Below are 19,518 nucleotides of genomic sequence, written 5' to 3' on the forward strand. Positions count from 1 at the left end.
AGGGCCGGCGCGAGTTTCCAGGCGGCCATCAGGATCGGGAAGTTCCACGGGATGATCTGGCCGACCACGCCCAGCGGTTCGTGGAAGTGATAGGCCGCGGTGTGTTCGTTGATTTCCGCAGAGCTGCCTTCCTGCGCGCGGATGCAGCCGGCGTAGTAGCGGAAGTGATCAGCCGCCAGCGGGATGTCGGCGTTCAGGGTTTCGCGCACGGCCTTGCCGTTGTCCCAGGATTCGGTGATTGCCAGGACTTCGAGGTTCTGCTCGATGCGATCGGCGATTTTCAACAGCACCAGGGAGCGGTCCTGGACCGAGGTCTTGCCCCAGGCATCGGCCGCGGCGTGGGCAGCGTCCAGGGCTTTTTCGATGTCTTCGGCCGTGGAGCGGGGGAATTCGGCAATCGGTTGGCCGTTGACCGGCGAGGTGTTGGTGAAGTACTGGCCTTTGACAGGCGCGACGAACTCGCCGCCGATGTAGTTACCGTATTTGCTTTTGAACGAAACGATAGCGCCTTCAGTACCGGGGTGAGCGTAACGCATGATGAGTGTCTCCTTGGCTTTTGTGCTTATAGGGGAGTACGCGCAATAAGCGCTGGTACAAGCCTAGAGCAAAGGTCGGGCCAGTGCCTTGTGGTGCCTGTAAATCAAGGGTTTGCGCAGTCGGCGGCGGGGCCTTGCTTGCAGGCTGTGCCAGATTCGATACGGGTCGTGTGACACTTTGTACCGTTTGTGGCACAGCGCGTGACCGGTCGGTCTCGCTGGCATTGCAATGCGCGCCGGGCTGGAGGATGCTCGGCTGCATGAGAGGGCGAAGCACTCGCCTGAACCAGGCACAGGATAGGGGACACGGGGGGGTACGACCGTTCTGCGGACCTGACCCTCGGGGAGAACAATAAGAAATGCACAGCAACCATTTAAGTCGCCATGCCCAACAGGTCTTGACCGTCACCCAGGGCAAGAACCAGTTGCACGGTCCGGGCAGCGATCCGTCCATCGCCCGTTCCTGGCTGCGATGCCTGGAGGACTATCATCTCGATCCGGCATTGGCCATCGCGCCCACGGTGCTGGAGCATGGTCGGGTGCTGGAAAGTCGCGAGCGCCTGCAGCAGGTACTGCAGATTGCCGGCGGAGAAATGAACAGCCTGCATCAGCAACTCAGCGGTGCCGGGCATGCGGTGTTGTTGACCGACGCCCGTGGGGTGATTCTCAACTGTGTCACGGCGTCCACCGAGCGCAAGATCTTCGAGCGCGCCGGCCTGTGGCTCGGCGCCGATTGGAGTGAGGCCTGCGAAGGCACCAACGGAATCGGCACTTGTTTAGTGGAACGCCAGGCGCTGACCATCCACCAGGATGAACACTTTCGCGGCCGCCACACGGGCCTGACCTGTTCGGCCAGCCCGGTGTTCGACCCCCATGGCGAGTTGCTGGCGGTGCTCGACGTTTCCTCGGCGCGCCATGACGTTTCGCGCCAGAGCCAGTTCCACACCATGGCGCTGGTCAATCTCTCGGCGAAAATGATCGAGAGCTGCTACTTCCTGCGCCACTTCGACAACCACTGGTTGCTGCGCTTTCACCTGCAGGCCGAGTCGGTCGGGCTGTTCAGCGAAGGGCTGCTGGCATTTGACGGGGAAGGGCGCATCAGTGCGGTCAACCAGAGCGCGTTGAACCTGCTGGGGCATATTCGCGGCGGCCTGGTGGGCAAGCCGGTGGAGGCCTTTTTCGACTGTTCGCTGGATCAACTGATGTCTCGCGCCAGCGTCAACGCCAGCGCCAGTTGGCCACTGCGCACCCGCGACGGCCGGGCCTTGTTTGCCCTGTTGCGCGGTCAGCCGCGCAGTGTGCCCGCCCCGGTTGCGCAGGCGCAGAGGGTTGCCGAGCGGCCGCGGTTGGCCGGTATTTGCCTGGGCGATGAAGGTTTGCAGGCGGATTTTCGCAAAGCCCTGCGGGTGTTCGAACGTGATGTGCCGCTGTTGATCAATGGCGAGACCGGTTCGGGCAAAGAGGCCTTTGCCAAGGCCGTGCACCAGGCCAGCCAGCGTGCCGACAAAGCCTTTGTCGCGCTCAATTGCGCGGCCATTCCTGAGAGCCTGATCGAGAGCGAGCTGTTCGGTTATCGCGGCGGCAGTTTCACCGGCGCGCGCAAGGAAGGCATGCGCGGCAAGTTGCAGCAGGCCGATGGCGGGACCTTGTTCCTGGATGAAATCGGCGACATGCCCCTGGCCCTGCAAACCCGCTTGTTACGGGTACTTGAGGACCGGCTGGTGGTGCCGATTGGTGGCGAGCCGCAGGCGGTCAACGTGCGGATCATCAGCGCCACTCACCGTGACTTGCTGGAGCGGGTGCAGGATGGCAGCTTTCGCGAAGACCTGTATTACCGGCTCAATGGCCTGGAGGTAGGTTTGCCGCCCCTGCGTGAGCGCAGTGATAAATCCCAGTTGCTGGACTTTCTGTTGGCCGAAGAGGCGGGTGGCGAGGCGGTGTTGATTGATGCTCCGGCGCGCCAGGCGTTGCTCGGGTTTGCCTGGCCAGGCAACGTGCGGCAGTTGCGCACGGTGCTGCGGACCTTGGCAGCCTTGTGTGAAGAGGGGCGCATCGGTGTGGAGGACTTGCCGGCGATGATTCGCCAGGCTCGTCCGGCATCGAGCAGTGCACCGGCGCCGGTCGAGTTTCCACTCGACGATGCCGAGCGCCTGGCCTTGCTCAATGCCCTGGAACAACAGCGCTGGCACATGACCCATGCGGCCGAACAGTTGGGGGTCAGTCGCAATACCCTCTATAGAAAGCTGCGCAAGCACGGGATAACCCGTTAGGTGTTGGCTGAAGTGACGGCTGTTCAGCGAAAGAACGGGTCGTCGAAAAACAGGTCGTTGTTGAGTGATTTTTCCATTTCGCGCTCATAGTCCCTCTGTGCCTTGAGCCAGGCTTTCAGGTTCTTGGGATCATTCAGCTCTTCGCCGAGCAGAATATGTTCCTGAATATCATCCAGGACCGAGTCGAGTTGCTGCTGGTAAAAACCAGGCAGGTTCGCCAGTGTCAGTTTGTCGAACGGGTCGAGATTTAGCTGCAGTTTGAATCCTTGCTCCTGATCGAATACTTCCTGTTTTAGTTCATCGAGTTGCTCGGTCAATACGCGGTTGTAATGTTTCAGTCGATCAGCAGTCAGCGTGTTGAGGGTGCTTGCATCGATGTGCTCCAACTCCAGCTGTAGTTGCAGCAGCTCAAGCAGATTGCGCTGGCCATAGGCATGGTTGACGCGCTGCATCAACACGGTTTTGCGCTCGCGCTCGTCAGGGTCGGTTTCTCGGTCTGGGTGCAGGGCGCTGGCCAGTTTGCGGTACACCTCGCGCACGGACTGGCTGGCCTCGGCGGCGGCTGCTTCCTGGCGTAGCTGGTGGGCGTTTTTCTTGCCAGGTTTGTTTGGCTCAGGTTGTTCGCTCTGCAAGCGCTCATTTATTTTTTGCGCGATGTCGTCGGGAGATAGCCCCTGGATATCGTCGTCGAGCTCGACCCCGAACATCTCCTGCAGTCCCAGTTTGAGAAACTCGTTGTCTTCTTCCTCATCGGTATCGAAGTCACGGCCACTGTGCTGGTTGTACAGCGCTTTCAAGCGCACTTGCTCCTCTTCGCTGCAATTGCCGCTATCAAGCAGGGTGTAGGCTTGGCCGCAAATTTCCTGGGTCAGCGTCTTGCGATCAGTTTTCGAGAGTTTGATTCGCTCGCCCAGGTCGCTCAGAAGTTGCACGAACCCGACCGTGTGTTGATGCAGGATGTCGAGCTGGGGCACGAACTCACTGTGCCAGCGCTGCTCATAAAGCGCGGTGGCCGCTTCCCACGCTTGCAGGATCTGCCGTTGTTTGTCGATTTTTTTCACCAGCTCATTGAATTTTCGCTGCCCGGCAGACAATTTTTTGGGACCTTTGTCTGGGGAGATACTCAGGTCGTAGGTGGTTTTGCTCATGGGCGGTCTCCGGCGATCACTCAAGCGTGAGGGATGCCAAGATTATCAGCGGCATCGGTGGTGTACAGGGTCGCAGGCAGATTCTGAATGTTCAGTCGTTTAATAGGGTGCAGTGACTCGCCCGTTTAAACATCAGGTGCGATTTTTCCCACCCTAGGCTAACCTGCCTCGATGTTTTACGAGGTTGACTATGCACATTCATATCCTGGGTATCTGCGGCACTTTCATGGGCTCGATGGCGGTTCTGGCCAAAGAGCTGGGCCATCGCGTGACCGGCTCCGACGCGAATGTCTATCCGCCGATGAGCACCCAACTGGAGGCTCAGGGCATTGAACTGACGCAGGGTTATGACCCGGCCCAGCTCGACCCGGCCCCGGACCTGGTGGTGATCGGCAATGCCATGTCCCGCGGTAACCCGGCGGTCGAGTACGTCTTGAACAAAGGTTTGCCGTACGTCTCGGGCCCGCAGTGGCTGGCCGACCATGTGCTGCAAGGGCGCTGGGTGCTGGCGGTTGCCGGCACCCATGGCAAGACTACCACCAGCAGCATGCTCGCCTGGGTGCTGGAGCACGCGGGCATGAGCCCGGGCTTCCTGATCGGCGGCGTGCCGCAGAATTTCTCGGTCTCGGCGCGCCTGGGCGACACGCCGTTTTTTGTGATCGAGGCTGACGAATACGACAGCGCCTTCTTCGACAAGCGTTCGAAGTTCGTCCACTACCGCCCGCGCACTGCGATCCTCAACAACCTTGAGTTTGATCACGCAGACATCTTCCCCGATCTGCCAGCGATCGAGCGCCAGTTCCACCACTTGGTGCGCACCATCCCGAGCGAAGGCCTGGTGATTCATCCGACCACTGAGCCGGCGTTGCAGCGGGTCGTCGAGATGGGCTGCTGGACCCCGGTGCAAACCACCGGTGCCGGCGGGCAATGGCAGGTCAAATTGCTCAGCGAAGACGGTTCGAAGTTCGAAGTGCTGTTCGAGGGCGTCGCGCAGGGCGTGGTCGACTGGGACATGACCGGTCAGCACAACGTCGCCAACGCGTTGGCGACCCTGGCGGCAGCACGCCATGTCGGCGTGGTCCCGGCCATGGGCATTGCGGCGCTGAGCGCGTTCAAGAGTGTCAAACGGCGCATGGAAGTCGTGGCCCAGGTCAACGGCATCACCATCTACGACGACTTTGCCCACCATCCGACGGCGATCGCTACCACCCTGGATGGCCTGCGCAAGCGCATTGGCGACGCACCGCTGATTGCCATCATCGAGCCGCGTTCCAACTCCATGAAGCTCGGCGCGCACCGTGACGGACTGCCGGAAAGCGTGGTCGATGCCGACCAGGTGATCTGGTACGCCCCGGCCAACCTGGGTTGGGACCTGGCGGGCACCGCGGCGCTGTGTACGGTGCCGTCGATCGTCAGCGATTCGCTGGACGGCATCATTGCGCGGGTCCAGAGCCAGGCTCAACCGGGCACGCACGTGGTGATCATGAGCAATGGCGGCTTCGGCGGCCTGCACGGCAAGCTGGCCGAGGCGCTTAAATGAACAACGGTCCGGATCGCATCACGCTGGCCATGACGGGCGCTTCAGGCGTCCAGTATGGCTTGCGCCTGCTCGATTGCCTGGTGCGCGAAGACCGTGAGGTGCATTTCCTGATCTCCAAGGCCGCACAGTTGGTACTGGCTACCGAGACTGACGTCACGCTGCCGCCCAAGCCGCAGATGATGCAGGCCTTTCTCACCGAATACACCGGTGCGGTCGCCGGGCAGATTCGGGTGTATGGCAAGGAAGACTGGATGTCTCCGGTGGCCTCGGGCTCCGGCTCACCGGCCGCGATGGTGGTGGTGCCCTGTTCGACCGGGACCTTGTCCGCCATCGCCATGGGCGCCTGCAACAACCTGATCGAACGTGCCGCCGACGTGACGTTGAAAGAGCGCCGGCAGTTGATTGTGGTGCCGCGCGAGGCGCCGTATTCGAGCATTCACCTGGAAAACATGCTCAAGCTGTCGAACATGGGCGTGACTATCCTGCCGGCGTCGCCGGGTTTCTATCATCAGCCGCAGACCATCGATGACCTGGTGGATTTTGTCGTGGCGCGGATTCTCAATGTGTTGAACATCCCGCAGGACATGCTGCCGCGCTGGGGCGAACACCATCTGAGCAGTGATGAGTAAGCTGCTGCTGGTGCTGCTGGCCTTGCAACTGGTCGGTTGCGCCAGTGTGCGCACCCTGGATGCGGCGCAACCGGGCGCTCCGGTGGTGTATTCCGGGGCGCGCCTGGACTGGTATGCGCTACAGGGTGGTTGTTGTGCCAAGGATCGATTTGGTGCCGAAGCCCCGAGTTATCCAGGTCTCGACCTGCCGGCCAGTGCCTTGCTCGACACACTGTTGCTGCCGTTGTCGGTGTTGACGGTGCTTGGGGTCGGGTTTCAGGCGACGGGCGGGTTGTAGCGCAGGGCTACTTGCCCAGCTTGCGCAGTTCGTCCGATTCCACCACCCGTATCCCGTCCTGCTCCTCCAGCGCCAGGCGCCACATGGCGCGGGCCAGTTGGCAGGCTTCGATGCCGCGGTATTTACCCGGGATCAGCCTGGACAGCGGGCCGGCGAGTTGCTCGGCCAGGCGTGGCTCCAGGCGTTCGCCCAGTAGCAGGGAAGGCCGGCAGATAGTTAGCTGCGGCCAGTCTTGCGCGCGCAGGGCCTGTTCCATTTCCCCTTTGACGCGGTTGTAGAACACCGAGGATTTTGGGTCCGCGCCGATGGCGCTGATCACGATCAGGTGTCGTGCACCCATTTCGCGCGCCCGTTTGGCGAAGGCCACCACCATGTCCAGGTCGACCGCGCGAAATGCCGGTTCCGAACCGGCCTGCTTGATCGTGGTGCCCAGGCAGCAGTAGGCGATGTCTACCCGGCCATTGAGTTGAGGCAGGAACACGGTAGGGTCGCCGACTGGGTTTTCCAGGTGCGGGTGTTCCGCCAGCGGTCGGCGAGAGGGCGCCAGTACGCGACTGATGGTGGGCTCGTTGAGCAACCGGTCGAGCAAATGTTCACCGGTCAGGCCGGTGGCTCCAGCGAGCAGTACGTGCTGAGGCGTCAAGTACATAGTGTTTCTCCCTTGATACTGTTCAGCTTAGTTGCTCTTTGCATCCGTGTTGTTCAACGCCGCATTTTGCAGCGCTTTTCGTGCTTGCTGCTTGCGCAGTGCCTGCCAGCGCGCCAGAACCCCCTTGGGTGCCCAGATCTGTGGTTCAGAAGCTTCGAAGTCGTCTGCCAGTTCCCGTTCGGCAACCGTGGCCTTGGCCAGCTTGAAGGCTTGCTCGAGGTCGTCGGTCTGGTTCAGTGCCTGGGCGAACAGGGCATCGCCGAAGTAAGTGAAGTCCGCTTCCTCGGAGCAGCCGAACGACACCCGGTCAGCCCGCGAGGCGGTCATGACGAGCGTGCGCTCGTCTTTGAGGGCAGGTAGGAAACCTCCGGAGTAGCAGGCGGAAATCACGATGATCTTGTCGCGGTTTTTCAGCGGTGCCAAGACGGCGGCCAACTCATCGGCGGGCAGGTCGGCCAGCTCCATGCGCGGCTGGTCGAGTACCAGTTCGTGTTCGTGGGTGCCGTGGCTGGTCAGGTAGATGAACAGCAAATCTTCCGGACCGCTGCGCTCGGCCAGGGTCAGGGCGGCGCGGCGCAGGTTTTCGCGGGTGGCCATGGGCCGGTCGCCGAGGTGGTCGCGGTGGTTGACCAGGCGGATCTGGCCATAGGCGCCGAAACGGCTGGCCAGCATGTTGCTGACGTAGTCGGACTCGCGCAGAAATACGCTCTGCTTGCCGTCGCCGCCGAGCGTCAGGCTGTACAGTTCGACCGCGGGGGTTGAGGCAGGCACATTGGCCAGCGCTTCATCGAGCAGGCGGCCCTGGGCCAGCAGGCCCAGCTCCAGGGTGTCGGGCAGCAATTTGCCGTCGGCATCACGCACGCGCAGGCCATTGATCCAGTCGCCGCTCTGCACCGTGCCGTCGGTCAGTACCAGCGTGCCGTGGCCCTGATAGCTGTCGTTGTCGAACTGGCCGACGTAGAAGCTGCCATCGGGCAGGTTCAGGCGCCCCTGGCCGGTGAAGCGCCAGTCGCTGAAGTGCCCGAGGTAGTGACTGTTGTCAGCGCCGATCAACTCGCCCTTGCCGCTGAGCGCGCCTTCCTTGAACTGGCCGATCCACACGTCGCCGTCGGCGTTTTCGTAGCGGCCCTTGCCGTGCAGTTGATTCTGTTTGAAGCCGCCGACATAGCTGTCGCCTTCGGCGCTGTTGAAGCTGCCAATGCCGTCCAGTTGGCTGTTGATGAAGTGGCCGCTGAACTGATTGCCGCTGACATCGCTGCGCTGGCCTTGGCCATTGGGTTTGCCGTGGGCGAACTGGCCCTGGTATTGGCTGCCGTCTTCGAGTTCCAGGCGACCGAGTCCGGAGTACTGGTCGGCCTTGAATTCGCCCCGGTAGGTCATGCCATTTTCCTTGAGCGTGCCCTCGCCGTCGCGCCGCCCCAGCTTGAAGCCGCCGGTGTAGCTGCTGTCGCTGGTGGTCAGGGCGCCCTGGCCATGGAACAGCCCTTGCTGGAAGGCGCCGCGGTAGACCTCGCCATTGCTGCCGTGCCACTCGCCCTGCCCATGCCATTGGCCTTTGTCGAACTGGCCGGCGTACCAACTGCCGTTCGGGTAGTCGATGCGACCCTGGCCTTGCAGCAGCCCGTCGACCAGGTCGCCCCGATAGCGTCCGCCGTCGGGCAGGCGCGCGTCCGGCGGCAACAGCGATTCGCCGTCGCCACAGGCGGTGAGCAACAGGGTCAATGCGAGGGGTGCAAGTAAGCGCATAGCAGGATCCGGGTGATTAGGCGACCGAGTATGCCGCAGCTATGTGCCTGATAAATAGAGACGCGGTGCGAAACAGCAGTAACTGTTCCGCATCCGGCAGGGGTTACACGAACGCCAGTGACAGGGGTTCGGCGATATAGGCCGGTTTTTCCTGGCCTTCGATTTCCAGGGTGGCGGTGGCCTTGAGCAGCCATTGGCCGGGTTTTTTCTCGGTGACGTCGGTCAGTTCGACCTTGAGCCGGACCCGCGAATCGACTTTCACCGGCTGGATGAAGCGCACGCTGTCGAGGCCGTAGTTGACGACCATTTTCAAGTCCTGGGGCAGGACCATGATGTCTTCCATCAGTTTGGGAATCAGCGACAGCGACAGGAAACCGTGGGCGATGGTGCTACCGAATGGTGTCTGTGCGGCTTTTACCGGGTCAACGTGGATGAACTGAAAGTCGCCCGTGGCTTCAGCGAACAGGTTGATGCGCTCCTGGTCGATGGTGAGCCATTCGGAACGTCCGAGTTCCTTGCCGACATAATTCTTGAGCTCTGCAACGGGTACATAGGGCATTGAGACTCTCCTTGGGTTCATCGGTTTTATAGTTTTTTTGAGGGATCAGGAACCACCTTAGATCATCATGGCCACGGGTGCCGGTCAAGCTTGCATACCATTGGCGAATACCCATGCATAGCAGATGCCATGCTTATAATGGCAGGCCCGTTTTGGGGGGCGAGTTTTGTGGGGGGATGATTCATGTTGCTTCGCGGCCTGACCTGGCTGGTGCTGTTTCAATTGCTCGGCACGGCCATCAACCATTTGTTGTTGCCGGTACTGCCGGGGCCGATTATCGGCCTGCTGCTGTTGCTGGTGTACCTGATCATGCGCGGCGAAGTCGGCGAGCCACTGAGCCTGGCTGCTGGCAGCTTGTTGCGCTATCTACCGTTGCTGCTGGTCCCGCCTGCGGTGGGGGTGATGGTGTATGCCGCGGATATCGCGGCTGACTTCTGGGCGATCGCCGGCGCACTGGTGTTGTCGTTGCTGCTGTCCATGGCCTTTGCCGGGGTGCTGATGCAATGGCTGGTCAAGCGTCAGGCTCGGCGGGAGGAGCGCTCATGATGTTTGACTGGCAGGGCGCAGTGGCGGCAGTGATCCATCACCCGTTGTTCGGGATCGGCATTACCCTGGGGGCTTATCAGTTGGTGCTGGCGGCGTTCGAGAAAACCCGCTGGATCTTCCTGCAACCGGTGCTGGTGTCCATGCTGCTGGTGATTGGCGTATTGCTCACCTGTGGCCTGACCTATGCCGAGTACCGTAAAAGCACGGAAATCCTCAGCATCCTGCTGGGGCCGGCGACGGTGGCCCTGGCGGTGCCGCTGTACCTCAACCTGCGGCGCATTCGCCAACTGTTCTGGCCGATTTTTACTACGCTGGTGGTAGGTGGGGTGGTCGCTACCGGCCTGTGCGTGTTGCTGGGCTGGTGGTTTGGCGCCGAACACATGATTCTGATGACTATGGCACCGAAGTCGGTGACCTCGCCCATTGCCATGCTGGTGGCCGAGCAGATCGGTGGCGTGGCGGCGTTGGCGGCGGTGTTTGTGCTGATCACCGGGGTGATCGGGGCGATTTTCGGCCCGGCGCTGCTCGATCGTCTCGGCGTCCATGGCCCCGAGGCCCGCGGCATGGCCCTGGGCATGACCGCTCATGCGGTGGGCACTTCAGTAGCCCTGCAGGAAAGTGAAGAGTGCGGTGCGTTTGCCGCGTTGGCGATGAGCCTGATGGGTGTGGCCACGGCGGTGTTGTTGCCGTTGGCGGTGTCGATGGTGGTGTAAGGACATGTCTATGAGTCTGGCGCTTTTCCCGCTGAATACGGTGCTGTTTCCCGGCTGTTTCCTTGATCTGCAGATTTTCGAGGCGCGCTACCTGGACATGATCAGCCGCTGCATGAAGCAGGGGGCAGGGTTTGGCGTGGTGTGCATTCTTGAGGGCGAAGAGGTCGGCCTGGCCCCGCAGGGGTATGCACTGGTCGGCTGCGAAGCGCGGATCACCGATTTCAAGCAGCAGGACAACGGCCTGCTGGGAATTCGAGTGCAGGGCGCACGCCGCTTCAATGTGTTGCGCAGCGAAGTGCAGCGCGATCAGTTGACGGTCGCCGAAGTCGAGTGGCTCGACGATTTACCCGAGCAGCCCCTGCAGGAAGAGGACGCCGACCTGATGGCCTTGCTCAAGGCGCTGGCCGAGCACCCGATGGTCGAGGCGTTGAACATGGGTACCGACGCCGCAGGCCAGCAGTCACTGGCCAACCAGTTGGCCTACTTGTTGCCATTTTCCGAGCTGGACAAGATCGGGCTGCTGCAGGTCGATGATCCGCAACAACGCCTGGATGCGATCCAGGCGTTGTTGGATGAGCTGCAGGGTGAGTTGTTCGCCTGATATTGCCTCAGTACGCGTAACGCATCATCGCGTGCGGCAGATTCTGCAGTGCGTAGAGGCCGAACAGCGCCACCATCACGGGCAGGATCAACCACCAGATTTTCGCCGGTAGCGGATTGAGCGGCGCCTGGCGCTGGCTCAGCCACAGGCTGGCGGCACACACGCAGGCTGCGAGCATGGCTCCGGCCACCACATCGGTCGGCCAGTGAGCCCCCAGGTAAACCCGCGACAGGGCAATGGCCAGGGCCGGCAGGCAACCGATCAGCAGCCAGGTCAGGCGCATGCGCTGGGGTTGTCCTCGACCCGCCAGCACGGCCAGGGTCAGGAACAGCGCAAACGAACCTGAGGCATGACCGCTGGGCATGCTGTAGCTGGTCAGTGGGTCGGTCAGGACTTCCGGGCGCATCCGCGCGAACAGCTGCTTGGTGGCGGTATTGGCCAGCGCAGTCACCAGCAAGGTACCGCCGGCGAACAGCAAGTGCCGCCATTGTCGCGTGGCCAGCAGCACCAGGGTCAGCGCCGCGCTGATCACCAGCATGTGCTTGAACTCACCGAGTTGGGTCAACATCACCGCGAACTCGTCGAGCAGCGGTTTGCGGTGTTCCTGCACCAGGGTCATCAGGCCTTGATCGAAGGCGCCGAGGTGTGAGTAGCCGACAAGCAGCCCGACCAGTATCAACAGGCTCAGGCCGGCGATCAGCAGGGTAGAGCGCCGATGTCCGCGCAGGCCGCTGTTGATACCCAGGCCTACCAGCACCGCGATGCTGCCCACTACCAGCCCGGCCTGGGGCCAGAAACCCTCGGGCAATGGCAAGCGGATAGCCGCCCCGGTGGCCCAGCCCGGCAGCAGATAAGCCACGGCCCAGCCGGCACCTGCCAGCAGGCTGACGGCAAAAAAGCGCGGGAAGGGCATGTCGAACATCCCGGCGACCATTGGCAGCATCGGGCGCAACGGACCGATAAAACGCCCCACCAGCAAGCTGGCGATGCCATAGCGCTGGAAATAGGCTTCGGCACTGCCGATCCACTCTGGGTGGTGGCGCAAGCCCGGCAAGCGCCGGATGTTCTGATGGAAGTGCCGGCCGACGAAATACGACACCACGTCCCCCAGCACACCGCCGAGAAAGCCCAGCAGTAGGGTTTCCCCCAGCGACAGGGCGCCGCTGCCCGCCAGTACCGCAACGGCAAACAACAGGACGGTGCCGGGGACGATCAGGCCGGCAATCGCCAGACACTCAATGCAGGCCACGATAAATACGGCGGCCGCCAGCCATTGCGGGTTTGCCGTTAACCAAGCGGTCAGGCTATCGAGCCATGGGCCCATAGGTACAACTCCAGGATTGCTGTTGGCCCATCGAGGGCAGGAATCAGATCAGTAAATAGTCGCGGCCTTCGACCTGGCCGCGGCGTAGAGGGTTCCGTGTGCAATAGGGCGCGTAGGCGCTGTCGACGAAGCGGTACATCAAGTGTTCATCGCGGCCGTGGGGGATGCCCAGGCGGGTGGTCTGGATCACATGGGTGGGCGGTCGGCCAAGGTCTTCGACAAACAGCACTTGATGGTCAAAGCGCTTGGCGTCCCAGGTCGGTACTTTCAGGCCGAGCGCCTTGCACAGTAGGGTCTGGCCGGCGCAGAGCTTCTGCGAGGGGCGCGGCCGGCCGTTGGCGTCGGGGTTGTTGAGCAGCATCTGGGCCAGGCTCGCTGGCCCCGAGACTTCGTCGACCCAAGGATAGGCGGACTTGATCAGTACCGCATTGCCGGGCCCGTGGGCGCTGAAGTTCAGGGAGTCGCCACCACGGGCGTAATACATATAGATGTGCCCGCCATCCAGAAACAAAGCCTTACGCTTTTCTGTGTAGCCGAGGGAGGCGTGACTGCCTTTTTCGTCGCAGTAATAGGCTTCTGTTTCAATAATCCGCGCCGAAAGCCACAAATCTCCGATCCGATGGCGGATCACCTTGCCCAGTAATTCGCACGCGAGCAATTGTGCGTCGCGGTTGAAAAAGCTGTCAGGCAGGGCCTTTGGCTGCGTGGGATGGGTCACAATGGTCATGGGCGGCAGCATTCAGAGAGCAAATGTGACGTTATGATAACAACCAGGGCCTTAATCCAGGCTGAAGACTGACTATTTGCTGTCCATTTCGACCATCCGCCCGTCACCGCTGTTAGTCGAGTGACGCGACAGCTATAATCTGCCGCTTTACTCTTTACCACGACCATAGCAAAGACCACTCCAGACTATGACTGAGTCCGTTCTTGACTACATGACCCGCTTGGGTCGCGCTGCGCGCGATGCTTCCCGCGTGATCGGCCGTGCCAGCACTGGGCAGAAAAACCGCGCCCTGCTGGCCGCCGCCAACGCCCTGGATGCCGCGCGTGCCGAGTTGACTGCCGCCAATGAGCTGGACCTGGCCGCTGGCCGGGCCAATGGCCTGGAGCCGGCAATGCTCGAGCGTCTGGCCCTGACCCCCGCACGCATCGACGGCATGATCGTCGGTTTGCGTCAGGTGGCGGCGCTGCCGGACCCGGTAGGCGCGATCCGCGACATGAGTTATCGGCCGTCGGGTATCCAGGTGGGCAAGATGCGCGTCCCCCTCGGCGTGGTCGGGATCATCTACGAATCGCGGCCCAACGTGACCATCGACGCCGCCAGCCTGTGCCTGAAGTCGGGCAATGCGACCATCCTGCGCGGTGGCTCGGAGGCGATTCATTCCAACCGTGCCATTGCTGCCTGCATCCAGCGCGGCCTGGCCGAGGCCGGCCTGCCGGCTGCCGTGGTGCAAGTGGTCGAGACGACGGACCGTGCCGCAGTGGGCGCGCTGATCACCATGCCGGAATACGTCGACGTGATCGTGCCGCGTGGCGGCAAAGGCCTGATCGAACGGGTCAGTCGCGACGCCCGGGTGCCAGTCATCAAGCACCTGGACGGCATTTGCCACGTCTACGTCAGTGCCCACGCCGATTTGGCCAAGGCGCAGCGGATTGCGTTCAACGCCAAGACCTACCGCTACGGCATCTGTGGCGCGATGGAAACCCTGTTGGTCGACCAGGCGGTCGCCAAGGACTTCCTGCCGGCCATGGCTGCCCAGTTCCGCGAAAAAGGCGTCGAACTGCGTGGCTGCGAGCGGACCCGCGCAATCATCGAGGCCGAAGCGGCCACCGAGCAAGACTGGAGCACCGAGTACCTGGCGCCGATCCTGTCGATCCTGGTGGTCGATGGCCTGGACCAGGCCATCGAACACATCAATCATTACGGCTCGCACCATACCGACTCGATCGTCAGCGAACACCAGGGCGACGCCCGGCGTTTTGTGGCTGAAGTCGACTCGGCGTCGGTGATGATCAACACCCCGACCTGCTTTGCCGATGGCTTCGAATACGGATTGGGTGCCGAGATCGGCATTTCTACTGATAAGCTGCACGCCCGCGGCCCGGTGGGTCTCGAAGGTCTGACCTGCGAGAAGTACATCGTGGTCGGTGATGGCCAGTTGCGCGGTCAGGAGCCGGTCTGACTTGGGCGACCTCGAGCCGTCAGCCACAGTGACCCGCCAGGAACCCTGTCCCCGGCGCATTGGCGTACTGGGCGGGACCTTCGACCCGGTGCACATCGGCCATTTGCGCGGTGCGCTGGAAGTGGCCGAGTCGCTGGACCTCGATGAGTTGCGCCTGACGCCCAGCGCCAGGCCACCCCATCGGGGTACGCCGCAGGTGTCGGCGCTCGACCGTCTGGCGATGGTTGAGTGCGCGGTAGCTGGAGTTGCACCCCTGGTGGTGGACGACCGCGAACTCAAACGCGACAAGCCGTCCTACACTATTGATACCCTGGAGCTGATGCGCGCGGAACTCGCCGCCGATGACCAGGTATTTTTACTTTTGGGCTGGGACGCATTTTGCGGCCTGCCCACTTGGCATCGCTGGGAAGAGTTGCTCCAGCATTGCCACATCCTGGTGCTGCAACGCCCGGATGCCGACAGCGAACCGCCGGATGCCTTGCGCAACCTGCTGGCCGCGCGCTCGGTGAGCGACCCGCTGGCCCTCAAAGGGCCGAGTGGACAGATTGCATTCGTCTGGCAGACACCGCTCGCGGTATCCGCCACCCAGATCCGTCAACTGCTGGCCAGCGGTAAGTCGGTACGTTTCCTGGTGCCCGACGCGGTCCTGGCCTACATCGATGCGCATGGACTTTACCGTGCGCCGAACTGAATAGGAGTGCCTCAAGGCACGTGGCAACAACGTGTATTGATGCGCCCGAACATACGAGCAAAACGAGTTTTATATGACTGACAAAGACCAAACCAAAGTAAAGCGTAAAGGCACGTTCAAGAGCGCCCCGCTGCCAGTAGAGGCACACACTGGCGTGATCCTGGCCGGCGAAGAGCTGGTCAAGGTTGCCGTAGCGGCCCTGGAAGACGTCAAGGCCCAGGACATCCAGGTGATCGACGTTCGTGAAAAGCAGAGCATCACCGACTTCATGATCATCGCCACCGGTACCTCCAACCGCCAGATCGGCGCGATGCTGGACAAGGTCCGCGAAGCGGTCAAGGCACAGGGCGTCAAGCCGCTGGGCGAAGAAGGCAAGGGCGACAGCGACTGGGTCCTGCTGGACATGGACGATGTCATCGTGCACATGATGACCGCCTCGGCACGCCAGTTCTACGACCTGGAGCGCCTGTGGGCCGGTGCCGAGCAAAGCCGTTCGGCCAGCGCCGCGCACCACAGCCCGGAAAACACCCATGAGCACTTCACCAAGCTCAACAAAGACCAGCTATAAGGGATCGCTGTGCGACTGCGACTGATCGCCGTCGGTTCACGCATGCCCAAATGGGTGGAAGAAGGTTGGCATGAATATGCCAAGCGTCTTCCGTCCGAGCTGGCGCTGGAACTGGTGGAAATACCGCTCAACACCCGGGGCAAGAATGCTGACGTGGCGCGTTTCATTCGCCAGGAAGGCGAAGCCATGCTGGCCAAGGTCGGGCCGAACGAGCGCATCGTCACCCTCGAAGTCCATGGCAAGCCGTGGAGCACTGAGCAACTGGCGGTAGAGCTCGATCGCTGGCGCCTGGACTCGCGCACGGTGAACTTCATGGTCGGCGGCCCCGAGGGGCTGGCGCCGGAAGTCTGTGCGCGGGCCGATCAGCGCTGGTCGTTATCGCCCTTGACCTTGCCGCACCCGCTGGTGCGGATCCTGATCGGCGAACAGCTGTACCGTGCCTGGACTGTTCTGTCCGGCCACCCTTACCACAAGTAGCTCTGCCCTCATGTCCCAGCCGATCCGCATCAAGGACCACGAAAAAGACGCCCGTCTGGTGCGTGGCCGCGTCGTGTTCGGGGCAATTGCAGTGGTGGTGCTGATCGGCGTGCTGATTGCGCGGCTGTATTTCCTGCAGGTGATCCAGTACGAGTACCACTCGACCCTGTCGGAAAACAACCGCGTCCACGTTCAGCCGATTCCGCCGACGCGCGGCCTGATCTTCGACCGTAATGGCGTGGTGATTGCCGACAACCGGCCCAGCTTCAGCCTGAGCATGACCCGCGAACGTTCCGGCGACTGGCAGCAGGTACTCGATGTGATCGTCGAGGTACTGCAGCTGACGCCCGAGGACCGGGTGATCTTTGAAAAACGCATGCGCCAGGGGCGTCGGCCGTTCGAGCCGGTGCCGATCCTCTTCGAGCTGACGGAGGAGCAGATTGCCCGTATTGCGGTCAATCAGTTCCGCCTGCCAGGCGTCGAAGTGGTTGCGCAGTTGGTGCGCCATTACCCCCAGGGTGCGCACTTTGCGCACTCGGTGGGCTACATGGGGCGGATCAACGAAAAAGAGCTCAAGACCCTCGATCCGGTGAACTACAGCGGCACCCATCATATCGGCAAGACCGGTATCGAACGTTTCTACGAACCCCAGTTGCACGGCCAGGTCGGTTACGAAGAAGTCGAGACCAACGCTCGAGGCCGGGTGCTGCGGGTACTCAAGCGCACCGATCCGATTCCCGGCAAGGACATCGTCCTGAGCCTGGACATCAAGCTGCAAGAGGCGGCGGAAGCGGCGTTGGGTGGCCGTCGTGGCGCGGTGGTGGCGCTGGACCCGAACACTGGCGAAGTACTGGCGATGGTCAGCCAGCCGAGTTTCGACCCGAACCTGTTCGTCACCGGTATCAGCTTCAAGGCCTATGCCGAGTTGCGTGACTCCATCGACCGGCCGCTGTTCAACCGCGTGCTGCGTGGCCTGTATCCACCGGGTTCGACCATCAAGCCGGCGGTGGCGATTGCCGGCCTGGACTCCGGGGTGGTGACGGCCTCCTCGCGGGTGTTCGACCCGGGCTATTACCAGTTGCCCAACTACGATCACAAATACCGTAACTGGAACCGCTCCGGCGACGGTTTTGTCGACCTCGACACGGCGATCATGCGTTCCAACGACACCTATTTCTATGACCTGGCCCACAAGCTGGGGATCGATCGGTTGTCGACCTACATGGGCAAGTTCGGCATCGGCCAGAAGGTCTCGCTGGACATGTTTGAAGAATCGCCGGGGCTGATGCCGTCCCGCGAGTGGAAACGCGCCACCCGCCGCCAGGCCTGGTTCCCGGGGGAAACCCTGATCCTGGGGATTGGCCAGGGTTATATGCAGTCCACCCCGTTGCAGCTGGCCCAGGCCACGGCACTGGTAGCCAGCAAGGGCAAGTGGATTCGTCCGCACCTGGCCAAGACCATCGAAGGCGAAAAGCCGGTGGACGACAACCCGATGCCGGACATCATCCTGCGTGATCCGCTGGACTGGAACCGGGTCAACCATGGCATGCAGCAGGTGATGCACGGTGCTCGCGGCACGGCGCGCAAAGCAGCGATCGGCGCGCAATACCGGATCGCCGGCAAGTCGGGTACCGCCCAGGTGGTCGCGATCAAGCAGGGTGAGAAGTACGACCGCTCCAAGGTGCAGGAGCGCCACCGCGACCACGCCTTGTTTGTCGGGTTCGCGCCAGCCGACAACCCGAAAATCACCGTGTCGGTGATGGTCGAGAACGGCGAGTCCGGCTCCGGCGTCGCTGCGCCGGTGGTGCGTCAAATCATGGACGCCTGGCTCCTGGACCAGGACGGCCGGCTCAAATCCGAGTTCGCCAGCCCCAATACCGCGGAGGCTACGGCCCGTGAAGAGTAATTTTGATCGCATTCTCTCCAGCGAGGATGTGATGCGTCGCCGCGCGACGTTGTTGCAACGCATGCACATCGACGGTCCGCTGCTGATCCTGCTGCTGATCCTCGCGGCCGGCAGCCTGTTCGTGCTGTATTCGGCCAGCGGCAAGAGCTGGGACCTGCTGGCCAAGCAGGCCACCTCGTTCGGCATCGGCCTGGTGTCGATGGTCATCATCGCCCAGTTCGAGCCACGTTTCATGGCGCGCTGGGTGCCGCTGGGCTATGTGCTCGGCGTGGTGCTGTTGATCGTGGTCGACATCATGGGCCACAACGCCATGGGGGCGACGCGCTGGATCAACATTCCCGGGGTGATTCGCTTCCAGCCCTCGGAGTTCATGAAGATCATCATGCCGGCGACCATCGCCTGGTACCTGGCCAAGCGCACACTGCCGCCGCAGCTCAAGCACGTCGGGGTCAGCCTGATCCTGATCGGCATCCCGTTCATCCTGATCGTGCGCCAGCCGGACCTTGGTACCTCGCTGCTGATCCTTGCCGGTGGCGCCTTCGTACTGTTCATGGGTGGCCTGCGCTGGCGCTGGATCATCAGTGTGCTGGCGGCCACGGTCCCGGTGGCGATCGCCATGTGGTTCTTTGTCATGCACGACTACCAGAAGCAGCGCGTGCTGACCTTCCTCGACCCGGAGAGCGATCCGCTGGGCACTGGCTGGAACATCATCCAGTCCAAGGCCGCCATCGGCTCCGGCGGAGTATTTGGCAAGGGTTGGCTGCTGGGCACCCAGTCGCACCTGGACTTCCTGCCGGAAAGCCACACCGACTTCATCATCGCGGTGATGGGCGAAGAGTTCGGCCTGGTGGGCATTTGCGCCCTGTTGCTGATCTATCTGCTACTGATTGGCCGCGGCCTGGTGATTACCGCCCAGGCCCAGACACTGTTTGGCAAATTGCTGGCTGGCGCGCTGACCATGACGTTTTTTGTTTACGTTTTCGTCAACATCGGTATGGTCAGTGGCCTGTTGCCGGTGGTGGGGGTGCCGTTGCCGTTCATTAGCTACGGCGGAACTTCGCTGGTGACGCTGCTGTCAGCGTTTGGGGTTTTGATGTCGATCCATACCCATCGTAAGTGGATCGCGCAGGTTTGAATAAGGTGAAGAGTTCA

20 protein-coding genes are annotated in these 19,518 nt (G+C 62.0%); 13 read left to right on the forward strand and 7 right to left on the reverse strand.

What is annotated here, in order from left to right:
* Positions 1 to 536, reverse strand: a 536-nt coding sequence (locus ACIOVD_RS08675) for an aldehyde dehydrogenase family protein (RefSeq protein ID WP_401127165.1), incomplete at its 3' end; no start/stop codon positions are given.
* A 359-nt stretch (positions 537 to 895) separates the two neighbouring features.
* On the opposite strand from ACIOVD_RS08675, the gene ACIOVD_RS08680 reads away from it, so the two are divergent.
* The gene (locus ACIOVD_RS08680) at positions 896 to 2,806 is read left to right on the forward strand and encodes a sigma-54-dependent Fis family transcriptional regulator (protein ID WP_401127167.1); all 1,911 of its coding nucleotides are present in this window, start codon (positions 896 to 898) and stop codon (positions 2,804 to 2,806) included.
* 23 nt (positions 2,807 to 2,829) lie between these two features.
* Here ACIOVD_RS08680 and ACIOVD_RS08685 read toward each other — a convergent pair whose 3' ends face one another.
* Positions 2,830 to 3,954 (reverse strand): molecular chaperone DnaJ, encoded by a 1,125-nt coding sequence (locus ACIOVD_RS08685; RefSeq protein WP_401127168.1) that lies wholly within the window; start codon positions 3,952 to 3,954, stop codon positions 2,830 to 2,832.
* A gap of 190 nt (positions 3,955 to 4,144) precedes the next feature.
* Here ACIOVD_RS08685 and mpl point away from each other — a divergent pair, with 190 nt between their 5' ends.
* The 3 genes from mpl to ACIOVD_RS08700 are packed head-to-tail and all read left to right on the forward strand — an operon-like array spanning position 4,145 to position 6,400.
* Entirely contained in the window at positions 4,145 to 5,494 is a 1,350-nt protein-coding gene (gene mpl / locus ACIOVD_RS08690; RefSeq protein WP_320333093.1) for a UDP-N-acetylmuramate:L-alanyl-gamma-D-glutamyl-meso-diaminopimelate ligase, read from the forward strand.
* The gene (gene ubiX, locus ACIOVD_RS08695; protein WP_401127171.1) at positions 5,491 to 6,123 is read left to right on the forward strand and encodes a flavin prenyltransferase UbiX; all 633 of its coding nucleotides are present in this window, start codon (positions 5,491 to 5,493) and stop codon (positions 6,121 to 6,123) included. The genes mpl and ubiX overlap by 4 nt, the downstream gene beginning before the upstream one ends.
* On the forward strand, positions 6,116 to 6,400 hold the full coding sequence (locus tag ACIOVD_RS08700) for a YceK/YidQ family lipoprotein (protein WP_095166277.1): 285 nt from the start codon (positions 6,116 to 6,118) through the stop codon (positions 6,398 to 6,400). The genes ubiX and ACIOVD_RS08700 overlap by 8 nt, the downstream gene beginning before the upstream one ends.
* A gap of 7 nt (positions 6,401 to 6,407) precedes the next feature.
* Here ACIOVD_RS08700 and ACIOVD_RS08705 read toward each other — a convergent pair whose 3' ends face one another.
* From ACIOVD_RS08705 to ACIOVD_RS08715, 3 genes are all read right to left on the reverse strand, one after another.
* Positions 6,408 to 7,049 carry an oxidoreductase gene (locus tag ACIOVD_RS08705; RefSeq protein ID WP_095166279.1) on the reverse strand — a complete coding sequence of 214 codons (642 nt, stop codon included), beginning with the start codon at positions 7,047 to 7,049 and terminating at the stop codon, positions 6,408 to 6,410.
* A 27-nt stretch (positions 7,050 to 7,076) separates the two neighbouring features.
* Positions 7,077 to 8,795: a C13 family peptidase gene (locus ACIOVD_RS08710; RefSeq protein WP_401127173.1), complete on the reverse strand. Its 1,719-nt coding sequence runs from the start codon at positions 8,793 to 8,795 to the stop codon at positions 7,077 to 7,079.
* Positions 8,796 to 8,898: 103 nt separating this feature from the next.
* Positions 8,899 to 9,354 (reverse strand): MaoC family dehydratase, encoded by a 456-nt coding sequence (locus tag ACIOVD_RS08715; protein ID WP_095166283.1) that lies wholly within the window; start codon positions 9,352 to 9,354, stop codon positions 8,899 to 8,901.
* A 183-nt stretch (positions 9,355 to 9,537) separates the two neighbouring features.
* Between ACIOVD_RS08715 and ACIOVD_RS08720 the strand changes: the two genes are divergently transcribed.
* From ACIOVD_RS08720 to ACIOVD_RS08730, 3 genes are read left to right on the forward strand one after another with little or no spacing between them, the layout of a single operon-like run.
* Positions 9,538 to 9,900, forward strand: coding sequence for a CidA/LrgA family protein (locus ACIOVD_RS08720; protein ID WP_095166285.1), 363 nt, complete (start codon positions 9,538 to 9,540; stop codon positions 9,898 to 9,900).
* Positions 9,897 to 10,613 carry an LrgB family protein gene (locus ACIOVD_RS08725; RefSeq protein WP_095166287.1) on the forward strand — a complete coding sequence of 239 codons (717 nt, stop codon included), beginning with the start codon at positions 9,897 to 9,899 and terminating at the stop codon, positions 10,611 to 10,613. Before ACIOVD_RS08720 ends, ACIOVD_RS08725 begins: the two co-directional genes overlap by 4 nt.
* Positions 10,614 to 10,623: 10 nt before the next feature.
* On the forward strand, positions 10,624 to 11,214 hold the full coding sequence (locus ACIOVD_RS08730; protein WP_159998129.1) for an LON peptidase substrate-binding domain-containing protein: 591 nt from the start codon (positions 10,624 to 10,626) through the stop codon (positions 11,212 to 11,214).
* Between the two features lie 7 nt (positions 11,215 to 11,221).
* On the opposite strand, the gene ACIOVD_RS08735 is transcribed toward ACIOVD_RS08730, so the two are convergent.
* Entirely contained in the window at positions 11,222 to 12,538 is a 1,317-nt protein-coding gene (locus tag ACIOVD_RS08735) for a bifunctional DedA family/phosphatase PAP2 family protein (RefSeq protein ID WP_401127176.1), read from the reverse strand.
* Between the two features lie 43 nt (positions 12,539 to 12,581).
* Complete coding sequence (locus ACIOVD_RS08740) at positions 12,582 to 13,265, reverse strand: DNA-3-methyladenine glycosylase (protein WP_401127178.1); 684 nt, start codon at positions 13,263 to 13,265, stop codon at positions 12,582 to 12,584.
* Between the two features lie 187 nt (positions 13,266 to 13,452).
* On the opposite strand from ACIOVD_RS08740, the gene ACIOVD_RS08745 reads away from it, so the two are divergent.
* From ACIOVD_RS08745 to rodA, 6 genes are all read left to right on the forward strand, one after another.
* Positions 13,453 to 14,724, forward strand: coding sequence for a glutamate-5-semialdehyde dehydrogenase (locus ACIOVD_RS08745; protein ID WP_095166294.1), 1,272 nt, complete (start codon positions 13,453 to 13,455; stop codon positions 14,722 to 14,724).
* Positions 14,693 to 15,415 (forward strand): nicotinate-nucleotide adenylyltransferase, encoded by a 723-nt coding sequence (gene nadD / locus ACIOVD_RS08750; protein ID WP_095166296.1) that lies wholly within the window; start codon positions 14,693 to 14,695, stop codon positions 15,413 to 15,415. Before ACIOVD_RS08745 ends, nadD begins: the two co-directional genes overlap by 32 nt.
* 73 nt (positions 15,416 to 15,488) lie before the next feature.
* Positions 15,489 to 15,983, forward strand: a complete 495-nt coding sequence (gene rsfS / locus ACIOVD_RS08755) for a ribosome silencing factor (RefSeq protein WP_095166298.1) — start codon at positions 15,489 to 15,491, stop codon at positions 15,981 to 15,983.
* A gap of 9 nt (positions 15,984 to 15,992) precedes the next feature.
* Positions 15,993 to 16,460: a 23S rRNA (pseudouridine(1915)-N(3))-methyltransferase RlmH gene (gene rlmH, locus ACIOVD_RS08760; RefSeq protein WP_003185785.1), complete on the forward strand. Its 468-nt coding sequence runs from the start codon at positions 15,993 to 15,995 to the stop codon at positions 16,458 to 16,460.
* Between the two features lie 10 nt (positions 16,461 to 16,470).
* Positions 16,471 to 18,366 carry a penicillin-binding protein 2 gene (gene mrdA, locus ACIOVD_RS08765; protein WP_095166300.1) on the forward strand — a complete coding sequence of 632 codons (1,896 nt, stop codon included), beginning with the start codon at positions 16,471 to 16,473 and terminating at the stop codon, positions 18,364 to 18,366.
* Positions 18,367 to 18,397: 31 nt separating this feature from the next.
* Complete coding sequence (gene rodA, locus ACIOVD_RS08770; RefSeq protein ID WP_162530240.1) at positions 18,398 to 19,501, forward strand: rod shape-determining protein RodA; 1,104 nt, start codon at positions 18,398 to 18,400, stop codon at positions 19,499 to 19,501.
* Positions 19,502 to 19,518 lie beyond the last annotated feature (17 nt).

Origin of the sequence: Pseudomonas sp. NPDC087626 (assembly GCF_044743405.1) — a bacterium.
Taxonomy (GTDB): domain Bacteria; phylum Pseudomonadota; class Gammaproteobacteria; order Pseudomonadales; family Pseudomonadaceae; genus Aquipseudomonas.